Below are 17,417 nucleotides of genomic sequence, written 5' to 3'. Positions count from 1 at the left end.
ATGCAGGCTCATGGCGTTACGTCTTGCAGATGAATCGACGATCCCGGCTCGCCTCGATATAAACCGTCGATATATTCGCTGCAGCAGGGCTTGACGATACGGACAGGACTTGGTCTGCCGCGTGCAGGGTCGGCCGGCCGCATTTCCAGACGCTTCGGGAGCCGTTGATGAGTGACAAGATACCGATGCCTCAGGGCATCGCCCGGAGTCTCGCGGAGCTGAGCGCTCCCCTGACCGGCCGTCGCCGCTCAACACAGGACTTGAAACGTCAGGCCGAAAAGGCCCGCACTCAGCGGGACTGGGCGCTGGACGTGCTCTACCGGCGCCAGATCTGCGCGATGGAGCCCGCCAAGCCCGGCGTCTGGATCCAGTACGGCCATGCGCTGAAGGAAGCCGGCTTCCACGCCCGCGCGGCGGAAGCCTACGCCAAGGCTCGGGAACTGGACGGGAACAGCGCCGAGGCGGCTCTGCAACTCGGCCACCTGGCCAAGATCCGCGGTGATTTCGACACCGCCGCGCGCGAGTTCGAGACGGCCGCCGCTCTTGGCCATCCCGCCGCCGACGAGATCGCGCTGCAGCTGAAGCTGTTCCGGCGGATCGACAACACCGCCGTTTTCCGCGGCGCCAACCCCAGCGCGCCCAAGGCGCCCCTGCGGGTCTTCCTCTCGGTGCCCGGCGGCCAGGTTCACGAGGGCGACAAGGAAGCGGCCTCGGCCGGTCTGGGCGCCGCCGACTATTCCTACTCCTTCGCCATGCGCGGCTTCATCCAGGCCTTCGAGGAGATGGAGGTCGATTACACGGTGATCGACAAGCCGGAGTACATCTCGGACATCCGCGACCGGTCGGGCGCCGAGATCAACATCCACCTGGGCTTCTATCCGCCCGAGCGGATGCGGGTGCTGAAGGGCGCCTACAACATCAACTGCTTCGCCTGGGAGTTCGACCGGCTGCGCCTGCCGACCGAAGCCTTCAGCCACCACGCCTTCGCCGACCAGGCCCAGATGCTGGACGTCGCGGACGAGCTGTGGGTCACCTCGCATCACGCGACGGCCGCCGTCGCCGCCCAGATCACCAAGCCGGCCACGCGTGTGCCCTCGCCGGTCCTGTCGAACCTGGCCCGTCGCCCGCGTTCGCACCGCCCCGACCTGCGCGAACTGGAACGCATCGGCCGCGATCTGGCCGGGATCAACTGGGAGCCGCTGAGCATCCTGCCGCGCCTTCAGCCCATGCTGGACCACGCGGCGCGCAACAAGGCCATCTCCCTGCCCGCCATCCTGTCGTCGCTGGACGGAGAGGAGCGGCCGGAGATCTTCCTCAGCGTCTTCAACGTCCACGACTACCGCAAGCAGATCGAGCCCATGCTAACCGGGTTCATGCGCTTCCTGGAGCAGCGCCCGAACGCACTTCTGCTGCTGAAGATGACGACGCCGCACCGCGCCAAGCGCCTGGCCAACCGCATCCTGATGGAAGAACAGGTTTCGGACGCCGGCCGCCTGATCCCGCCCATGGTCAGCGACCGTATCTGGCTGACCGACTCGGTGCTGACGCGCAATGAGCTGAACCGTCTCTATGACGCGGCGACCTACTATGTCTGCACCTCCTACGCCGAGGGACAGAACCTGCCGCTGATCGAGGCCATGGGCCGGGGCGTGGTGCCGGTGACGGTCAATCACACCGCCATGAGCGACTATATTTCCGAAAACGACGCCGTCGTCATTCCGTCCGAACCGCGCCCGCTGGATATCCGCCTGGCCGCCCGCTACCGGATGTTCGGGACGGACACCAACTACGTCGCCGCAGAAGACGTCCGCGCCTCGCTGGAGCGGGCCGTGGCGCTGGAAGACGCCGATTACGCCCACAGGTCTTCGGCGGCCTTCGAGGAGGTTCGCAACCAGTTCGGTCTCGCGCCCTTCGCCGAGCGCTTCTGGAGCACGGTTGAACAGCTCAAGGCCCAGGGAGGCCAGGCATGACGCGTAAGGCAGTCCTCGATGTCGGCGCCCTGTTCGAAGAGCACTGGACCGGCATTCCCAACGTCGTGGCCGCCCTGGTCCGCCACGCCCTGGAAGACCAGAGCATCGACTGGGTCTTCACCCACGAGACCGTGCCCCTGCCGCGCGACCTGGTGGTGAAATTCCTGCGTCAGCGCTCCGGCGCGGGCGGGCTGGACGCCCTGTCGCAACTGGTCTGGGACGTGGCGCCGATCCCGCAGGCCGAGGCGGCCGAAATGGTCGCCGTCTTCCCGAACATCAAGCCGGTGCGCCGCTACTTCGGCAAGGAAGCCGCCATCATCCACGACCTCAGCCCGGTCGTGACGCCGCAGTTCCACAACGCCGAGAACATCTTCCACTTCGCCAACCGGATTCGATCCGACGTGGAGACGTCTGAACATCTGTTCTGCGTGTCGCGTGCGACCCTGACCGACGTCGAGGCCTATTTCGGCAAGCCGCGCTCGGAGATGTCCGTCATCCGCCTGGGCTGCGAGTTCGAACCGAACGAGCTCAGCGCCGGGGCCCTGCAACTGCGCCCCGAACTGTCGGTCGAACCCTATGTCGTGGTCATCGGCACCCTGGAGCCGCGCAAGAACGGCAGCCTGATCTTCGACTATCTGATGACCGATCCGGGCTTCGCCTCGCGATATAAGGTCGTCTTCGTCGGCCGTGACGGCTGGCTGGACGAGAAGACCCGGCTGATGAAGCGCCTGGATGGCGCGGGGGTCGCCGCCGACCGCATCCTGTTCACCGGCTTCATCTCGAATGAAGAGCGCACGGCGCTGATGCTGAACAGCGCCTTCTGCATCTATCCGTCCTTCTTCGAGGGCTTCGGCCTGCCGGTTCTGGAAGCCGGCGCCCTGGGCAAGGTGACGGTCTGCTCCAACAGCTCGAGCATGCCGGAAGTCTTCCCCGAGCAATGCGTCTTCTTCGACCCGACCGAACCGTTCGAGTTCGCCCAAGCGCTGCGGACCGCCGAACTTCGCGCCGTTCAGACGCGCTCGGCCGGGCAGTCGATCCCCGACCTCCTGCAGCGCACAGCCCCCCACGGCTGGGAGCGTTGCTATGCGGAAATCGCGCGCTGGGTGAAGGAGCAGTGATGACCAGCCCCCATTATTCCAACGCCCCCGTGGCTGTGTCCGAAGTGCTGATCGAAGGCGCGCGCGTCTTCGGCTACGCCGCGCCCCAGTCAGGCGGCCCCTGCCTTCTGCGCCTGTCCGCGAACGACACCCCCATCAGCTTCGCCGTCGCCGGCGGCTTCTCTGCGGCCGCAGCCAAGGAAGGCCTGCGCAGCGGCTGGTGCGGGTTCGAGCTGCATGGCCTGCGCGCGGCCATCGCCCTGGGCGAACGGGTCGAAGTCGCCTGCGCCGTCTCGGGCCGCATCCTGAAATCGCTGTCGCTCGACGCCGAGGACATGCCCCCGCCCCCCAGCGTCACCCGCTCGCTGAGCGTGGAGGAGTTGCTGAGCGAAGTCCGCGCACCGCGCAGCTGCCCCGGTCTGGAGCAGTTGCTGCCCTTTGCCATGAATCACTATCGCCGCCACGGTGCCCAGTCGTTCCGGGACATGGCCTATCTGACCCTGTTCGGCCGCTGGCCTGACGAGGCGGCCGCCCACCCTGACGGCGAGATCGTCGAGGACGAAAAGCGGATATCCGCCTATCTGGACGATTTGGTGTGGAGCGACGAATTCGGTTCGAAATGGGCCGGCCAGCTGCCCGGCCCCTATCATCCGGACTTCCGGTTCGACACCACCGGCTTGCTGTAGAGCCTAACAGCTCCACCGCCATAAGCCCGCCAAGCCTTCTTCTTTATCGCCATCAGGCGAAGCCGTTTCCCCCCTCCCCCGCCGAACTGCGCTCGCCAAGCAAAGGGTCGCAAGCCACGACATGATTACGTTCATCCAGACGTCCGACGTCTCGAAATATCGCCCGCTGATCGACCGATCCTCGCTGTCGCTGAAGGCCTATTGCGAAAAATTCGGCCACGCCTACGAGTGCTTCTACGGCATCAAGCGCGGCGCCCAGCCCTGGCATGCTTCCCTGAATCGAATCCCGATTCTGAAATCCTACGTCGAGAGCGGCTATGACGGCTGGATCATCTATGTCGATGCGGACGCCTACATCGCCGACCTGTCGTTCGACATCGGCGCCTATCTCGCCGAACGGAACCAATACGCCCTGATCGCCGCTCCCAGCGGCCTGACGCCGCCGCGCTGGTGGGACATCAACGCCGGCGTGTTCGCCATCAATCTGGGCCACGCCAAGGGCCGCAAACTCGTCGATCTGTGGTTCGAAAAATTCATGGCCCCGCCCCTCGACGTGCTGTCCGCCGAGCAGGTTTGGGGCGATGTGATCGACGATCAGGCGATCCTTCACGACTCGATGAACGCCATCGACGGTTTCGAAGCGGCGCTTCTGCGTGACGAAGGTGTCTTCAACTGGAACTCTCGCTTCATTCGACAAATCGTGCGCGACGCTGGCCCGATGTGGCTACGGGTCAAGCGGATCGAAGAAGCCGTAAACCAGAGCCTGGCCGCGGCGGGCCTGGATACGTCGGCTCTCCCCCGACGCGAGCACCAGGGCGAGCGCGAAGAGGCGAACGAAGAGTTTGTCGAAGCCGTCTATCAGGTGATGTTCGGGCGCAACCCGGACCCTGGCGGCCGCGTGTCCTCGCTCGCCGCGTTGCGCAATGGGGACCGCACCTATCGCGACGACCTGCGCAGCTGCATGGAAAGCCCCGAGTTCAAGGACCGCCTGCCGGTTCTTCTGAAGCGCATCCTCACGGACGAAGAGCGCCAGGCCCTGGCCGCCGCCCTGGTCTGACCTCTAGGCGGCGCGCGTTCAGCCTTTCGCGTGCCAGTTCCAGGCGTGCCGAGCCATATCGGCCAGGCCCCATTGCGGTCGCCAGCCCAGCGTCTGGGCGGCGGCCGCATTGTCGGCCACGAGGCTGGGCGCATCCCCCTGGCGGCGCGGCTGCGGCACGGTCGGCAACGGACGGCCGCTGGCCTGCTTCACCGCCGCGACCAACTCCTTCACCGTCGTTCCGGCGCCCGTGCCCAGATTGAAGGCGTCCCCGCCCGGCGCGCCGTCCAGCAGGCGTTGCAGCGCCAGCACGTGAGCGTCCGCCAGATCGAGAACATGGACATAGTCGCGCAAGGCCGTGCCATCACGCGTGTCATAGTCCTGGCCGAAGATTGAGAAGGTCGCCCTTTGCCCCAGCACCGTCTGGATGGCCAGGGGAAGGGCGTGAGTCTCGGGTTCATGCCGCTCGCCGATACGGCCCTCCGGATCGGCGCCCGCGGCGTTGAAGTAGCGCAGGATGATCGGGCGGATCGTCCCGAAACGCGCCAGGTCCGCCAGCGCCTGTTCGACCGCCAGCTTGGTGCGGCCATAGGGATTGATCGGCTGCTGCGGATGGGCCTCGTCCAATGGCAGATACTGCGGCTCGCCATAGGTGGCGCAGGTCGAGGAGAAGACGAAAGGCGCCACGCCCGCCGCGCTCATGGCGGCCAGGACATTGAGCGCGCCGCCCACGTTCACGGCGTAGAAATCGCTGACCTGATCGAACGACAGGCCGACCTCGATCAAGGCCGCGAAGTGGATCACGCCGACCGGCCGCCACCGCTCCAAGGCACGCTGAACGTCCGAGGGCGAACGGACGTCGCCTTCCTCCAGCGGTCCCCATTGCACGGCCTCCCTGTGCCCGTTCGACAGATTGTCGAAGACCACCGGCTGAAAGCCGGCCTCAGCGAGGCGCATGCAGGTATGGCTGCCGATATAGCCGGCGCCGCCCGTGACCAGGACATTGTTCATCGTCATGGCTCTCTCCATTAGCCGACCGGCCGCTCAACACGGCTCAGTTCGGCTCAGCTCAGGGGCTTGCTCGTGTCGCCGACCGTCAGGCCAAGACGGCGGGCGCTGGCGCTCAGCTGCCCGAACGCCCCCATGATGTGATAGAAGGAGCTGGCCGGCGCCGCCTCGTTCATGAAGCCCTTGCGGCCCAGCCGCTTGTCGCGCCAGGCCCCGTTCGGCGTCAGATAGAGCCACAAGGCCCGCAGCGCGTCGGACGCATCGGCCAGGTAGCGGCGGCGTTCGCCGTCCTCGGCGGTCTCCGCCAGGATCAGCGCGGCCTTCAACCATTCGGTTTGCGGCCAGAGGCGAGCGCGTTCGCCCCGTGGGCGCCCATCGGCGTTGATGGCGTCCAGCGCGACACGGCTGTCGCTGACGCCCTTGACGCCGAAATCATACAGCCGCCGCGCATGGCCCAACAGAGCCGTATCGCCGCGCAGACGGGCGTACCGCGTCAGCAGCCAGGCCCATTCGAACTGATGCCCCGGCTCGACGAGACGGCCCTCTTCGCCGGTCGCCGGACGCCAGGCCGCATCGAAGAACTCCCGCAGGAAGCCGCCGGTCGGATCAATGAAGCGCGTGAGCGCCAGGCGCACCACCTCATCCGCCATTTCAGCCCAGCCGGCGTCGCCGCCGCCTTCTTCCCAGGCCAGGCAGGCTTCCAACAGGTGCATATGGGCGTTCGCCTGATAGGGATGCTCTCCCTGCTCCTGCCATCCGCCGTCCGACAAGCGCTGGGATTGCAGAATGTCGCGGATCTGAAGGGCGCGCTGTTCGATGTCCGCCGGATCCGTCGCCTGCGCACGCGCCGATTGCAGCGCCAAAAGCACGAACGCCTGATCGTAGAGCATGGCGGTATCGTCCAGCGACGCGCCGTCCGCCGTCAGCAATGTCCGGCACAGGCCGTCCGCACGCAGATACTCGGTCGCCAACCGTTCGGCGCCCAGACGGACGGCGCGCCGCCAGGGCCCGCTCCACCCGAGGCGGCCCGCCTCGGCGTAGGTCCATATCTGCCGCGCCTGAACCCGCGCACGACGCGCGACCTTCATCACATGACCGTCCAGGCTGATGGCCTCGGCGAACCGGCCGTCTTCGTCCTGTCCCAACGTCGCCCACAAGGGCAGGGCGGACTGCCTCAGCCAATCGCCGAAGCGACGACCGCCGACTTCCAGGCTCTCAGGCTCGGCCTTGCGGAAATCGAGATGTTGAGGGAACGCCATGCGCACGCGCTCGACCACGCTCTTCACGTCCTGAGCCCGGTCCAGATCACAGACCAGAATGGCGTCATCCTCGGCGACGATGGCCAGGTTGCTGACCCCCAGGACGCCGACCAGCACGCCTTCCGGCGCACGAACCAGGCAGCCTTCGGAATCCTCGAAGATGTGCGAGCCGAACTCGCCCTCGCCGGTCTCGGCGATGGCGTCCCAGGCGCCCAGGTCCGACCAGGCGAAATCGACCGCCAGGACCGAAGCGCGCAACGTCTTCTCCATCACGGCGTAGTCGATGGAGATCTTGGGCGCATCGCGGAAGGCGTCGCCCAGCACCTGGACATGCCCCGGCGCCAGGTCGCCCAAGGAGCGCTTGGCCGCATCGGCCACGCCAGGGGCGCGCGCCTCAAGCTCCTCGACCAGGGTGGCGGCCGAAACGATGAAGTTGCCGCTGTTCCACAGATAGCCGTCGCGAATGAACTCGGCCGCGCTGTCGCGATCCGGCTTTTCGCGGAAGGCCTTGACCGGCGCCAGGCCCGGCCCTTCCGGATTGATGTAGCCATAGGCGGTCGAAGGCGAGGTCGGCTTCACCCCCAGGGTGACGATTCGTCCCGCGCCCGCCGCGGCGGCGCCCTTGCGCACCGCCTGGCGGAAGGCCTCGTGGTCCGGCACGTGGTGGTCGGAGGCGACGAAGACGTTCACCGCCTCGGGATCGCGCGCCAGGGTCCAGGCGGCGGCGGCGGCCATGGCGGCGGCCGAATCACGCGCTTCGGGCTCCAGCAGAATATGGGTCCGGTCCTGCAGACCCAGCTGCTCCAGCTGCTCTATGACCCATTCCCGGTGACGCGTGCCCGCGACCACGACCATGACGCCGTCGCCGACGAGCGGCGCTACGCGCATGGCGGTTTCCTGGAACAGTGATCGATTGCCCGCCAGGGGAATGAACTGCTTGGGTCGAGAGGGGCGAGAGGCGGGCCACAACCGGGTGCCCGAGCCGCCGCACATGATCACTGGATAGAGATTCATCGCGTCCTATTAGACCGTGGCGCCCCCAATGCGAAGGCTAGGACAGGCTGTCGTGAACCGCTAGTGACAGTCTTCAGACAAACGGCGTTGGCGAAGATGACGAAGAAAACGGCCCTGATCGTCTTGGGGATGCATCGCAGCGGCACCTCGTCCGTCGCGGGCGCCTTGGCCTTGGCGGGTGCGACGGCGCCCAAGCACCTGATGCCGGCCGCCGAAGACAACCCCAAAGGCTTCTGGGAAAGCAGCGCCGTCGCCGACTTCAACGACCGACTGCTCGCTCAGGAAGGGTCGAACTGGCATGACTGGCTGACGCTTGCGGGGCGTTCGATCCTGGCCGAGCCCGGCCTGCGCAACGACGCCGCCGCACTGATCCACGACGAGTTCGGCGACGCGGCCGCCATTGTGCTGAAGGATCCGCGCATCTGTCGGCTCTTTCCCTTCTGGCGTCGGGCGCTCACCGAAGCCGGGTACGACCTTCTGATCGTCAGCCCCTTCCGCGCGCCGTCAGAGGTCGCGGCTTCCCTGGTGTCGCGCAACACCATGGGACGCAGCCACGCCCTGCGTCTGTGGATGCGTCATGTTCTGGACGCCGAGCACGCTTCCCGCGGTCTGCCCCGACGGTTCGTCATGTGGCCGGACTTCCTGACGGGATGGCGGGCGGACTTCGCCGAAATCAGCCAGATGTCCTCGACGCCGCTCAATCTCGATGACGCCGTCTTGGCGGAGATCGACGCCTTCCTGTCCAGCGACCTCCGGCGGCAGTCGGACACCTCGCCGGTCCCGGCCAGCATCGCCCGAGCGCATGACGGCCTGTTGCAGTTGTCCCGCCATGGCGAGCACCCCGATCTGCACCGCGCGCTGGACGAGCTTCGCTTCGACTTCGACCAGGCCTGCGCCGTGTTCGAGGACGCCCCGCGCTGAACCCTGATGCGTCTTTGATTCAGACGCCTTCATGCGTGACTCCCGCCGCCCTTGGGGCTATCGAGCGCGCACGATGATAGAGACTGATCGGCAATCCGAGGAACGCGGCTGGGAAACGGCGAAGACGCTCGCCGAGGCCCTGCCCTATATCCAGGTCTATGACCGCGAGACCGTGGTCATCAAATACGGCGGCCACGCCATGGGCGAGAGCGCCGTGGCGAAGCAGTTCGCCGCGGACGTGGTGCTGCTGAAGCTGATGGGCGTGAACCCCGTGGTGGTCCACGGCGGCGGCCCGCAGATCAGCGCCATGCTGGACAAGGCGGGCGTGAAGTCGGCCTTCGTCGACGGCCTGCGCGTGACGGACAAGGACACCATGTCGGTGGCCGAGATGGTCCTGTCCGGCGCGGTCAACAAGGAGATCGCCCACTGGATCACCGTCGCAGGCAAGGAAGCCGACGTGCGCGGCGTCGGCCTGTCGGGCAAGGACGCCGGCCTGCTGACGGTCGAGAAGACCAAGCGCACCAAGCGCGACCCCGACAGCATGATCGAACACGAAGTCGACCTGGGCTTCGTCGGCGAACCGACCAAGGTCGATCCCAAGCTGATCAAGGGCCTGATCGCCTCGGAGACCGAAGACTGGGTGCCGGTCATCGCCCCCATCGGCGTGGCCGAGGACGGCCAGACCTACAACGTCAACGCCGACACCGTGGCCGGAGCAGTCGCAGGCGCCCTGCACGCCAAGCGGATGCTGCTGCTGACCGACGTGCCGGGGGTCAAGGGCGCCGACGGCGAGATCATCCGCCAGATGACGCTGGACGAGGCGCAGGGCCTGATCGACGAGGGCGTCGCCACCGGCGGCATGATCCCCAAGCTGGAGACGGCCATGGCCGCCATCCGCGCGGGCGTCGAGGCCGTGGTCATCCTGGACGGGCGCCGCCCGCACGCCATGCTGGTCGAGCTGTTCACCGAGCACGGCGCCGGCACCCTGGTCAGGCGGAAGTGACGGGTTCGGCGTCGAACACGGCGCCTGAAACCGCGCCTACCGAGATCGGCGCGGACCTGCGCCATGTGCGGTCCTGGGTCTTCGACCTGGACAACACCCTGTACCCGCCGGAGACGCAGTTCCTGCGTCAGGTGGAGCAGCGCATCAACCAGTACGTCGTGCGCACCTCGGGCCTGGAATCGGCCGAGGCCCTGTCGGTGCAGCGCGGCTATCTGCACGACTACGGCACCTCCCTGGCCGGGCTGATGATGCACTATGAGATCGACCCGCATCACTTCCTGGCCGAGGTGCATGACGTGCCGCTGGACGCGCTGGCGCCCGATCCCGGCCTGCACGCGGCGCTGGAGCGGCTGCAGGGCCCGCGCCTGATCTTCACCAACGGCTCGGCCGGTCACGCCCAGCGGGTGATGGACAAGCTGGAGCTGACGCCCTTCTTCGACGGGGTGTTCGCGCTGGAAGACGCCGACCTGATCCCCAAGCCGGACCCGCGCACCTTCCACAAGATGTTGGCGCGCTTCGGCGTCGATCCGGCCACCGCCTGCTTCTTCGAGGATACGCCCAAGAACCTGGAGCCCGCGCGCGACCTGGGCATGACCACCGTGCTGGTCGGAACCAAGGCCTTCACCGCCGAGGGCGACCACATCCAACACCGGGCCGCCTCCCTCGGCCCCTTCCTGACCACCGCCATGCTGGACGGAGATCCGCAATGACCGACCTGACCCACCTGGAATCCGTCATCGAGGCCGCCTGGGAAGCCCGCGCCGAAGTTTCGGCCGCCACGCGCGGCGAGGTGCGAGACGCCGTCGACACCGCCCTGGCCCTGCTGGACTCCGGCCAGGCGCGCGTCGCCTCGCGCGGCGCCGACGGCGTGTGGAGCACGCATCAGTGGCTGAAGAAGGCGGTGCTGCTGTCGTTCCGTCTGAACGACAACGTCGTCATGCGCGCCGGCCACGCCCCCACCCTGCCGCTGTCGGCCGATCATCCGGTCGCCGTCGGTCCCTTCTGGGACAAGGTGCCCAACAAGTTCGGCGATTGGAGCGCCGCCGACTATCAGGCGGCGGGCTTCCGCTCGGTGCCGGGCGCGATCGTTCGTCGCGGCGCCTATGTCGGCAAGAACGTGGTGCTGATGCCGTCCTTCGTGAACATCGGCGCCTATGTCGATGAGGGCTCGATGGTCGACGCCTGGGCCACGGTCGGCTCGTGCGCCCAGATCGGCAAGAACGTCCACCTGTCGGGCGGCGCAGGCATCGGCGGCGTGCTGGAGCCGCTGCAGGCCAATCCGACCATCATCGAGGACGGCTGCTTCATCGGCGCCCGCGCCGAGGTGGCCGAGGGCGTCATCGTCCGCGAAGGCGCGGTCCTGGCCATGGGCGTCTATCTGTCGGCCTCGACCAAGATCGTCGACCGGGCCACGGGCGAGATCTTCCGCGGCGAGGTGCCGGCCTATTCCGTCGTGGTGCCGGGCGCCCTGCCCGACCCGAACGGCGGCCCGAGCCTGTATTGCGCCGTCATCGTCAAGCGCGTCGACGCCCAGACACGCGCCAAGACCGGCGTCAACGAACTGCTGCGCGACTGACGACACGGCGTTTTTTCGCTCGCCTTCCCGATCGCTCACGGGCCTAATGCGCCTCAGGGTTCGGGAGGAGGCGGAAGAGATGAAGCGGTTGCGCTGGCGTCGGGCGGCGGTGTCGATCGGGGCCTTGGGCCTGCTGGCCTTCCCCCTGGCCGCCTGTGGCGGCGGCGGAGGCGGGGCCGGCGGGGGGATCGTGACGCCGCCGCCTCCCCCGCCGCCACCGCCTCCTCCTCCCCCGCCGCCCTTTCCGCCGCTGGATGGGAGCCCTTCCGAAAACTCGGCGGAATTTCATCGGAACTACGGCGTCTTCAACGCCACAGCCGCCGCCGCCTGGCGGCAGGGCGCCACAGGCAAGGGCGTCACAGTGGCCGTCGTGGACAGCGGCATCCAGATGAACCACCCGGACCTGGGGACGAACATCTCGCCCCTGTCGACGGACATTATCGCAGGCCGCAACCAGCGCGAAGGCGCCGACCGCCACGGCACGCGCGTCGCCAGCGTGATCGCCGCGCCCTACAATGACTTCGGCACGGTGGGGATCGCCTTCAACAGCACCATCCTATCGATCCGCGCCGACATCAGCGACTGTCAGGACGTGGACGACGACATCTGCTTCCGCAGTTCGGATCTGGCCAATTCGATCGACTACGCCGTTCGCAACGGCGCCCGGATCATCAACCTGTCGCTCGGCGGGGAAGACCCCATGGGCGCCTCGTTCGAGAACGCCCTGCAGAACGCGATCAGTCAGGGGGTCATCTTCGCCGTCTCGTCCGGCAATGACGGCAAGGCCAATCCCGACTGGCCCGGTCGTTACGCCGTCGACCCGCGCTTCATGGGCGGCATCATCGTGGTCGGGGCTCATAACAACCTGAACGAGATGGCGGACTTCTCCAACCGCGCCGGAGTCGCTCAAAACTGGTATCTGTCCGCCCCCGGCGCCGACGTCGTGGTGGACTGCGAGGACACCTCCTGCTGGCGCGTCAGCGGAACCTCCTTCTCTGCGCCTGCGGTGGCCGCCGCCATGGCCCTGTTGAAAGAGGCTTTCCCCAACCTTTCAGGCAAGGAGATCGTCGAAATCCTTCTGCGAACGGCCAATGAGGTCGGCGATGAAGGCACGGACACCGTCTACGGCCGCGGCCTGCTGAGCATCGTCCGCGCCTTCCATCCCATCGGCGCAACCGCTGCGCCCATGTCGACGGGAGCGCCCATGAACATCGCCATCGCGCCCGGCGCCCACGTCGGCGGGCCGTTCGGGGACGCGATGGGCCGCACCGGGGCGTTGAGCACCATCGCCTATGACGAGTATGAGCGGCTGTTCCGGGTCGACCTGGGCCTGGCTTACGGTCCGGCGCCGCGCCGCAGTTGGCAGCCCGAGACGCCGACGCCCATGCGCCAGTCGCAGGTGTCGATGGATACGCCGGGCGGGACGCGACTGTCCCTGGCCGCCGCCGTGCCGGTCGAACTGCCCGAGCCGGTCGTGGCGCGCTACGGCCCCTATGACGCGCCCTGGCTGGGCGATGAGGCGCGCAGCGAGGCCCTGTTCGACGTTCAGGCCGGGCGACTGTCCTTCTCGGCCTGGCAGGGTCAGGGCGGGGCGCGCTCGCCGTTCCGCAGCGGTTCCGGCGACGGCTTCGTGGCCCTGAGCCAGGCGGATCACGCCCTACGCGGGGCGATGTCGTTCGGCGCCCTGACCTTCAGCGCCGAGAGCGGATCAGGCGACCGGCGCGCCCCCCTGCGTCCGGTTGAGCGCGACGCCTCGACCTACGCCCGCGCGGGGCTGGACTGGCGCGCCGAGAGCGGCGGCCTATCGTTCAGTCTCGGGGCGCTGGACGAGCGGATGGGGCCGCTGGGGGCCTATCTGCCGACGCAGTCGGACTTCGCCCTGCCGTCGCGCACCCGCTTTGCAGCGGTCGGGGCGGACGTCGACCTGGGACGCGGCCTCACCCTGTCGGGCGAGGCGGGTTTCGGCCGCACCGAGCTTGAGGGGCGGTTCCTGCACCTGTCGGCCCCGGCGCTCAGCTCGACCTGGCGGGCGTCGTTGCAGTCGGCCTGTCCGACGTGGTCCTTCGCCAAGGCCCTGGGCTGCCGCAGTCTGACGTGGGAGATTTCCCAGCCGCTGCGAATCGAGGACGGGACGTTCAGCGCCTATCTGGCCGACGCGCCGCTGGACTATTTCGACCCGGTGACCTTCTCGGAGCGGCGCTTCTCGGCCGCGCCGTCAGGGCGGCAGATCGACTTCAGCGTGCGCAGCCTGCACGCCCTGCCCGGCGGCTCATGGCTGCAACTGGAGGCCATGGCGAGCCGCGAGGAGCAGCACCGCGCGGGCGCCCCGACCGGCTACGCCCTGCTGGGCAGCTGGCGGCGGGGGTTCTGAACACTCACCTCCCGCTCGTCCCGGCGGACGCCGGGATCCAGTGAGAACGACGCGCATCAGTCTTCAAGGTTCTTAGAGCCGCCAAGCTCAAAACGAAGGGCTTGAGGCCAAAGCACTGGATCCCGGCGTCCGCCGGGATGAGCGGGGATTAGGGGCGCAGGAAAAAAGGCCGGCGATCGCTCGCCGGCCTTTGTTGTTTCAGCTTGCCCTTGGAGCGCTTAGCGCTCGACGCACAGGGCCACGCCCATGCCGCCGCCGATGCAAAGGGTGGCCAGGCCCTTCTTCGCGCCCGAGCGCTTCATCTCGTGCAGCAGGGTGGTCAGGATGCGCGCACCCGAAGCGCCGACCGGGTGGCCGATGGCGATGGCGCCGCCGTTAACGTTGACCTTGGCCGGGTCAAGGCCCAGCTCCTTGACCACGCACAGCGACTGGGCGGCGAAGGCCTCGTTGGATTCGATCAGGTCCAGATCGGCGACGGTCCAGCCCGCCTTCTCCAGCGCCTTCTTCGAGGCCGGGATCGGGCCGGTGCCCATGATGGCCGGATCGACGCCCGCCGTGGCCCACGACGCGATGCGGGCCAGCGGCTCCAGACCGCGCGCCTTGGCTTCATCGGCGCTCATCAGCACCAGGGCGGCGGCGCCGTCGTTGATGCCCGAGGCGTTGGCCGCCGTCACCGTGCCGTCCTTGACGAAGGCGGGCTTCAGCTTCTCCATCGCCTCGAGCGTGGCGCCGTGGCGGATGTATTCGTCCTGATCCACGACCACGTCGCCCTTGCGGGTCGAGATGACGACCGGGACGATTTCGTCGGCGAACTTGCCAGCCTTCTGGGCGGCCTCGGCCTTGTTCTGCGAAGCGACGGCGAAGGCGTCCTGAGACGCGCGGTCGATCGACCACTTGTTCGCGATGTTCTCGGCCGTCTGGCCCATGTGATAGCCGTGGAAGGCGTCGATCAGGCCATCCTGAAGCATGCTGTCCTTGAAGGCCAGCTCGCCCATCTTCTGGCCGTTGCGCAGTTGGGCCGTGTGCGGCGACTGGCTCATGCTCTCCTGACCGCCCGCGACGACGACCTTGGCGTCGCCCTGCACGATCTGCTGATAGGCCAGGGCTACGGCGCGCAGGCCCGAGCCGCACAGCTGGTTCAGGCTCCAGGCCGGGGTTTCATTGGCCAGGCCCGCGCCGATAGCGGCCTGACGCGCCGGGCCCTGGCCCGCGCCCGCCTGCAGCACCTGGCCCAGGATCACCTCGTCCACATCAGCGGGCGCGACGCCCGCGCGTTCCAGCGCCGCCTTGATGGCGACCTCGCCCAGCTTGGAGGCCGGAAGGGTCGACAGGGCGCCGAGGAAAGAGCCGACCGGCGTGCGGGCGGCGGAAACGATGACGGCGTCAGTCACTTTATTCACTCCCTGGAGAAATTCTTTGCGCGAGGTTGTGCCGCATTCGCAGACGCACGTCACCTGTTGCGATGCAGCAATCAGCAAAACGTCATCGCCGCGCCGCAGCATCCGCCGGGAACGATGCCCCACGCCGTGCTTTCAGAAGGGGAAGGAGACGTGATCTTGCTGAAAGCTATCGCCCGCCGGATTTGCACCCCCGACGATCTGGACATGATCGAACACTATCAGACGCGGGCCGAGCGGTTGGCTGATCTGTGGGTGCATGTCGTGGGTCTGGCGCTGGCGGCGGCGGGCGGGGTGGTGCTGGCGGTGCTGGCCAGCGTCTATGCGGGCGTGGGCGCGGCCGTTTCGACGGCGATCTACGCCCTGTGTCTGGTGGCCATGCTGACGGCCTCGACCGTCTACAACCTGACCCACCCGTGCGCGGCGCGGCCGGTGCTGCGACGGCTGGACGAGGCGGCCATCTTCCTGATGATCGCGGGCAGCTACACCCCCTTCACCGCCGTCAGGTTCGAGGGCGCCTGGTCCGTGGGCTTCACCCTGGCGGTGTGGACCATGGCCATCGTCGGCGCGGGGGTGAAGATGCTGGCGCCGCGCCTGTCCGACGCCTTCTGGAGCGTGATCTACGTTCTGTTCGGCTGGGTGGCGGTGTTCGCGCTGAAGCCGATGATCGAGACGGTGCATCCGCTGGCGCTGGGCCTGCTGGTCGCGGGCGGGCTGATCTATACGGCGGGCGTCTTCGTCTTCATCAGCCAGAAGGTGAAGTTCCGCCGGGCCATCTGGCACGGCTTCGTCGTCACCGGCGCGGGCGTGCACTGGGCCGCCGTGCTGATCGGCGTGGTGCTGGTCCAGGCCTGAAACGCCGCGGCAAAGACGGGACTCGCCTTCGCGCGCGCAATGCGGGATGCTTGGGCGTTGCAACATCGCGAGAACAAGCGTGGCCGACAAGAAATCCGAGGGCGGAAAAACCCGTGACGGCATGGTCGTCATCAAGAAGTATGCGAACCGGCGGCTCTATAACACCGCCACCAGCGCCTATGTGACGCTGGACGATCTGGCCCGCATGGTGCGCGAGGGCGTGGAATTCGTCGTCTATGACGCCAAGACCAATGACGATCTGACGCGCCAGATCCTGACCCAGATCATCTTCGAGGAGGAGAGCCGCGGCGAGGCCCTGCTGCCGGTGCAGTTCCTGCGTCAGTTGATCGGCTTCTACGGCAACTCCATGCAAGGCGTGCTGCCGTCCTATCTGGAGATGTCGCTGGATACGTTCACGCGCCAGCAGGAGCAGCTGCGCGGCCAGTTCACGCGCGCCTTCGCCGCCGCGCCCGGCGGCAATCTGATGGAAGAGGCCGTGCGCCAGAACATGGCCATGTTCGAGCGCGCCATGCGGATGTTCCCCGGCTTCGCTCACGCCCGCCCGGAAGGCGAAGCGGCCGAAGCACCCGCCGCCGAACCCAAGGCTGAACCGGCCAAGGAAGGCGCGGCGCTGGACGAGATGCGCCGCCAGATGGACGAGATGCGGGCTCAGATCGACCGCCTCGCCCAGTCCAAGAGCTGAGGCCGAGGTGACGGATGAAATCCGTCCCATCGGCGCGTCGGGGCCGCTGAACGACCCCGTCGTGGACGACCGCCGCGAAGGCGACCGCCGCCATCGCGAGCGGCGGCGCGCGCGCGCCCTGGTCCCGACCGAAGCCGAGGCCTCGCAAGAGGCGGCCGATCCTGCCGCCTCCCCGGCAAAGCCTGCCGTCACCCCGCCCCCGCCGCCCGCCGCCTTCGCCGCCCAGGTGCTGGGTCAGTCGGGGCAGAAGCGCGGGCTGAAGGGCGGCGCGCCGGTGCTGGACGCCGCGCGCACCACCTATCTGGGCCGGGAGTATTCGGGGCGGCACGACCGACGCCCCTCGCCGGGACGGTCGCGCAAGACCGAGATCTGACGCGGCTGGCGCCCGACTTGCGTAGGCCAAGGCTCAACCGCCTTCGGATCGCGCCATGCCCGCCGTTTTCAGCCTCGCCGCCCGCCTGCTCGACGTCACCGTGGTGGCGGTGATCTTTCTGGCGTTTAGCTAGGGCGCGCTCATTCCC

15 protein-coding genes are annotated in these 17,417 nt (G+C 67.7%); 12 read left to right on the top strand and 3 right to left on the bottom strand.

All coding sequences use genetic code 11. The features are described from left to right. Positions 1–167: 167 nt before the first annotated feature. The 4 genes from B2Y21_RS15000 to B2Y21_RS14985 all read left to right on the top strand — a co-directional run bounded on the left by B2Y21_RS15000 (position 168) and on the right by B2Y21_RS14985 (position 4,810). The gene (locus tag B2Y21_RS15000; RefSeq protein ID WP_292060626.1) at positions 168–1,970 is read left to right on the top strand and encodes a glycosyltransferase; all 1,803 of its coding nucleotides are present in this window, start codon (positions 168–170) and stop codon (positions 1,968–1,970) included. After that, the gene (locus B2Y21_RS14995) at positions 1,967–3,088 is read left to right on the top strand and encodes a glycosyltransferase family 4 protein (RefSeq protein ID WP_292060625.1); all 1,122 of its coding nucleotides are present in this window, start codon (positions 1,967–1,969) and stop codon (positions 3,086–3,088) included. Before B2Y21_RS15000 ends, B2Y21_RS14995 begins: the two co-directional genes overlap by 4 nt. Next, a complete protein-coding gene (locus tag B2Y21_RS14990) occupies positions 3,088–3,753 on the top strand; it encodes a hypothetical protein (protein WP_292060624.1) in 666 nt (221 codons plus the stop codon). The genes B2Y21_RS14995 and B2Y21_RS14990 overlap by 1 nt, the downstream gene beginning before the upstream one ends. Before the next feature lie 121 nt (positions 3,754–3,874). Next, entirely contained in the window at positions 3,875–4,810 is a 936-nt protein-coding gene (locus B2Y21_RS14985) for a DUF4214 domain-containing protein (protein ID WP_292060623.1), read from the top strand. Between the two features lie 18 nt (positions 4,811–4,828). Here B2Y21_RS14985 and galE read toward each other — a convergent pair whose 3' ends face one another. Both galE and B2Y21_RS14975 read right to left on the bottom strand, forming a co-directional pair. Continuing rightward, a complete protein-coding gene (galE, locus tag B2Y21_RS14980; RefSeq protein WP_292060641.1) occupies positions 4,829–5,800 on the bottom strand; it encodes a UDP-glucose 4-epimerase GalE in 972 nt (323 codons plus the stop codon). 53 nt (positions 5,801–5,853) lie between these two features. Then, positions 5,854–8,070, bottom strand: coding sequence for an AGE family epimerase/isomerase (locus B2Y21_RS14975; RefSeq protein ID WP_292060622.1), 2,217 nt, complete (start codon positions 8,068–8,070; stop codon positions 5,854–5,856). A gap of 96 nt (positions 8,071–8,166) precedes the next feature. On the opposite strand from B2Y21_RS14975, the gene B2Y21_RS14970 reads away from it, so the two are divergent. The 5 genes from B2Y21_RS14970 to B2Y21_RS14950 all read left to right on the top strand — a co-directional run bounded on the left by B2Y21_RS14970 (position 8,167) and on the right by B2Y21_RS14950 (position 13,941). After that, complete coding sequence (locus tag B2Y21_RS14970; protein WP_292060621.1) at positions 8,167–8,991, top strand: sulfotransferase family protein; 825 nt, start codon at positions 8,167–8,169, stop codon at positions 8,989–8,991. Between the two features lie 73 nt (positions 8,992–9,064). Further along, positions 9,065–9,994: an acetylglutamate kinase gene (gene argB / locus B2Y21_RS14965; RefSeq protein ID WP_292060619.1), complete on the top strand. Its 930-nt coding sequence runs from the start codon at positions 9,065–9,067 to the stop codon at positions 9,992–9,994. Beyond that, positions 9,991–10,704: a pyrimidine 5'-nucleotidase gene (locus tag B2Y21_RS14960; protein WP_292060618.1), complete on the top strand. Its 714-nt coding sequence runs from the start codon at positions 9,991–9,993 to the stop codon at positions 10,702–10,704. Before argB ends, B2Y21_RS14960 begins: the two co-directional genes overlap by 4 nt. Continuing rightward, a complete protein-coding gene (gene dapD / locus B2Y21_RS14955; protein WP_292060616.1) occupies positions 10,701–11,570 on the top strand; it encodes a 2,3,4,5-tetrahydropyridine-2,6-dicarboxylate N-succinyltransferase in 870 nt (289 codons plus the stop codon). The genes B2Y21_RS14960 and dapD overlap by 4 nt, the downstream gene beginning before the upstream one ends. Positions 11,571–11,649: 79 nt before the next feature. Beyond that, positions 11,650–13,941 (top strand): S8 family peptidase, encoded by a 2,292-nt coding sequence (locus B2Y21_RS14950; protein WP_292060615.1) that lies wholly within the window; start codon positions 11,650–11,652, stop codon positions 13,939–13,941. Between the two features lie 218 nt (positions 13,942–14,159). Here B2Y21_RS14950 and B2Y21_RS14945 read toward each other — a convergent pair whose 3' ends face one another. Beyond that, the gene (locus B2Y21_RS14945) at positions 14,160–15,332 is read right to left on the bottom strand and encodes an acetyl-CoA C-acetyltransferase (protein ID WP_292060614.1); all 1,173 of its coding nucleotides are present in this window, start codon (positions 15,330–15,332) and stop codon (positions 14,160–14,162) included. A 165-nt stretch (positions 15,333–15,497) separates the two neighbouring features. On the opposite strand from B2Y21_RS14945, the gene trhA reads away from it, so the two are divergent. From trhA to B2Y21_RS14930, 3 genes are all read left to right on the top strand, one after another. After that, positions 15,498–16,193 carry a PAQR family membrane homeostasis protein TrhA gene (trhA, locus tag B2Y21_RS14940; RefSeq protein ID WP_200168554.1) on the top strand — a complete coding sequence of 232 codons (696 nt, stop codon included), beginning with the start codon at positions 15,498–15,500 and terminating at the stop codon, positions 16,191–16,193. Positions 16,194–16,314: 121 nt separating this feature from the next. After that, entirely contained in the window at positions 16,315–16,896 is a 582-nt protein-coding gene (gene phaR / locus B2Y21_RS14935) for a polyhydroxyalkanoate synthesis repressor PhaR (RefSeq protein ID WP_292060639.1), read from the top strand. A gap of 7 nt (positions 16,897–16,903) precedes the next feature. Then, positions 16,904–17,269: a hypothetical protein gene (locus tag B2Y21_RS14930; protein ID WP_292060613.1), complete on the top strand. Its 366-nt coding sequence runs from the start codon at positions 16,904–16,906 to the stop codon at positions 17,267–17,269. Positions 17,270–17,417 lie beyond the last annotated feature (148 nt).

Origin of the sequence: Brevundimonas sp. UBA5936, from assembly GCA_002430835.1 — a bacterium.
GTDB lineage: Bacteria > Pseudomonadota > Alphaproteobacteria > Caulobacterales > Caulobacteraceae > Brevundimonas.
Note: the sequence above shows the minus strand (reverse complement) of the source record. Positions and strands in the feature narration are given on the sequence as shown.